This window comes from Ramlibacter sp. bp-362, from assembly GCF_054956735.1.
Genome location: NZ_JBUDXE010000036.1, coordinates 1 through 2522 on the forward strand (window position 1 = coordinate 1; position 2522 = coordinate 2522).

Annotated in this window: 3 protein-coding genes; 2 read left to right on the top strand and 1 reads right to left on the bottom strand. The window is 67.8% G+C overall.

The annotated features are described in order from the left end of the window. The first annotated feature begins 136 nt into the window (after positions 1–136). Positions 137–1489 (top strand): (Fe-S)-binding protein, encoded by a 1353-nt coding sequence (locus ACY0MJ_RS22285; protein ID WP_462640749.1) that lies wholly within the window; start codon positions 137–139, stop codon positions 1487–1489. After that, positions 1489–2079: a DUF3501 family protein gene (locus tag ACY0MJ_RS22290; protein ID WP_462640751.1), complete on the top strand. Its 591-nt coding sequence runs from the start codon at positions 1489–1491 to the stop codon at positions 2077–2079. The genes ACY0MJ_RS22285 and ACY0MJ_RS22290 overlap by 1 nt, the downstream gene beginning before the upstream one ends. Positions 2080–2311: 232 nt before the next feature. On the opposite strand, the gene ACY0MJ_RS22295 is transcribed toward ACY0MJ_RS22290, so the two are convergent. Beyond that, on the bottom strand, positions 2312–2522 hold a 211-nt coding region (locus ACY0MJ_RS22295), incomplete at its 5' end, for a hypothetical protein (RefSeq protein WP_462640750.1).

Here is a 2522-nt window from a genome sequence, read left to right on the forward strand (position 1 = left end):
ACGCAAACCGCGACACAAAGGCGCGCAAGGGGCGGGTCGACGGGTTCTCCCCCCCCCCCCCTCTGGGGGGGGGTTGGGGGGGGGCCCCGCACTCCGGAGCGCCCCCACCCCAGCCCTCCCACTACAAGAAAAGCCCATGGCCGTCCGCGAAGGCAGTCTGGAGGCGCCCACGCGCCATCCGATCGACTGGAAGAACCCCGACTATCACGACGAGGCGAAGTGCTTCCAGGAGCTGGAGCGCATCTTCGACATCTGCCATGGCTGCCGGCGCTGCGTGAACCTGTGCAACTCGTTCCCGACGCTGTTCGACCTGGTGGACGAGGGCAAGACCGGCGAGGTCGACGGCGTGGAGAAGCAGGACTACTGGAAGGTGGTCGACCACTGCTACCTCTGCGACCTCTGCTACATGACCAAGTGCCCCTACGTGCCGCCGCACGAGTGGAACGTGGACTACCCGCATACGATGCTGCGGGCCAAGGCGATCAAGTACAGGAAGGGCGGCGTGGATGCCGGCTCCAAGCTGCTCGCCTCCACCGACGTGCACGGGCAGTTCGCGGGCATCCCCATCGTCACGCAGGTGGCGAACGCGGCCAACCAGACGAAGCCCGTGCGGGCCGTCCTGGAAAAGACGCTGCACGTGGACCGCAAGGCCTGGCTGCCCGCGCTGGCCACGCGCCGCTTCCGCAGCGCCGCGCCGAAGTCGGGCGAACTGCCGGTGCGCGATGGCGAGCGCACGCCCGGCAAGGTGGCCGTGTACTCGACCTGCTACGTGAACTACAACGAGCCGGGCATCGGCCTTGACCTGCTGAAAGTGCTGCAGCACAACGACATCCCCTATGTCGTGGTCAGCAAGGAGCAGTGCTGCGGCATGCCCAAGCTGGAGCTGGGCGACCTGGAGTCCGTGGACAAAGGCAAGCAGGCCAACATCCCCGTGCTGGCGAAGTACGCGAAGGAAGGCTGGGCCATCGTCTCGCCGGTGCCGAGCTGCACGCTGATGTTCAAGCAGGAACTGCCGCTGATGTACCCGGACGATGCCGACGTGCAGGCCGTGAAGCAGGCGATGTGGGACCCGTTCGAGTACCTGGCAGCGCGGCGGCGCGACGGCCTGCTGAAGACCGAGTTCCCGCAGCCGCTGGGCAAGGTGAGCTACCACGTGCCCTGCCACCAGCGCGTGCAGAACATCGGCCGCAAGACCGAGGAAGTGCTCAAGTCCATTCCCGGCACGCAGGTGCACACCAACGAGCGCTGCTCCGGGCATGCCGGCACCTACGGCGTGAAGAAGCCCACGCACGAGGTCGCCATGAAGATCGGCCGGCCGCTGTTCCGCAGGATGGCGGAGCACCCGGCGGGCGGCGCGCCCGACTACATCAGCTCCGACTGCGCCCTGGCCGGCCACCACATAGACCAGGGCTTCGACGTCAACGCGCTCGGCGCGCCGCGGCTGGAGCACCCGCTGACGCTCGTGCGCATCGCGTATGGATTGAAATGATGCAACTCACCGGCCGGATCACCCCCGACAGCCTGATGACGCTGGAGGCCTACGCCAAGTGGCGCAAGCAGCACAAGGCCGAAGTCATCGCCCACCGCAAGCTGCGCAGCGTGCACCTGGGCGAGCACATCACCGTGCAGTTCGAGAGCGAGCTGAGCATGCGCTACCAGGTGCAGGAGATGCTGCGCATCGAGAAGATCTTCGAGGAGGAAGGCATCCAGCAGGAGATCGACGCATATGCGCCGCTGGTGCCGGACGGCACCAACTGGAAGGCGACGATGCTGATCGAGTACCCCGACGTCAATGAAAGGCGCCGCGAGCTGGGGCGGCTGATCGGCGTGGAGGACCGCATGTTCGTCGAGGTGGAAGGGCATGCGCGGGTCTACGCGCTCGCCGACGAGGACCTGGACCGCGAGAACGAGGACAAGACCTCGGCGGTGCACTTCCTGCGCTTCGAGCTGGATGCGGGGATGCGGGAGGCGGTGAAGGCGGGGGCGGAGGTGAAGCTCGGGTGCGACCACACGAACTATCCGGCGCATGTGAGCATCGCGCCGGAGACGCTCGCTTCGCTCGCGGGGGATTTGCGCTGATTGCTGGGGTTGGCCTGGGGCTCACCGGCAGCCTGCGGGGTGCGGGAGATTCCCGGTGATTGCTGGGGTTCGCTGACGCTCACCGCCAGCCTACGGGATGTGTGAGATTTCCGCGGGTGCTGGGGTTCGCCTGCGGCTCACCGCCAGCCTACGGGGTGCGTGCGATCGGTGGGGTTCGCTTCGCTCACCTGCCGGCGGCCGTTGGCCGCCGCCACCCTACGAACATCCGGGCTCACGCGCGCAACATCGGGATCAACGTCGGTACCCGTAGGGTGGCGACGACCGCAGGTCGGCGGAAGGTGAGCAACGCGAACCCCACCGCTTTCCCCGCATCCCCGCATCCCCGCATCCCCGCATCCCCGCATCCCGCCACCGCCACCGCCACCGCCACCGCCACCGCCACCGCCACCGCCACCGCCACCGCCACCGCCACCGCCACCGCC

Coding starts and splice junctions, on each gene's coding strand:
- ACY0MJ_RS22290 (WP_462640751.1), top strand. CDS start 1,489: ATGCAACTCACCGGCCGGATCACCCCCGACAGCCTGATGACGCTGGAG.
- ACY0MJ_RS22285 (WP_462640749.1), top strand. CDS start 137: ATGGCCGTCCGCGAAGGCAGTCTGGAGGCGCCCACGCGCCATCCGATC.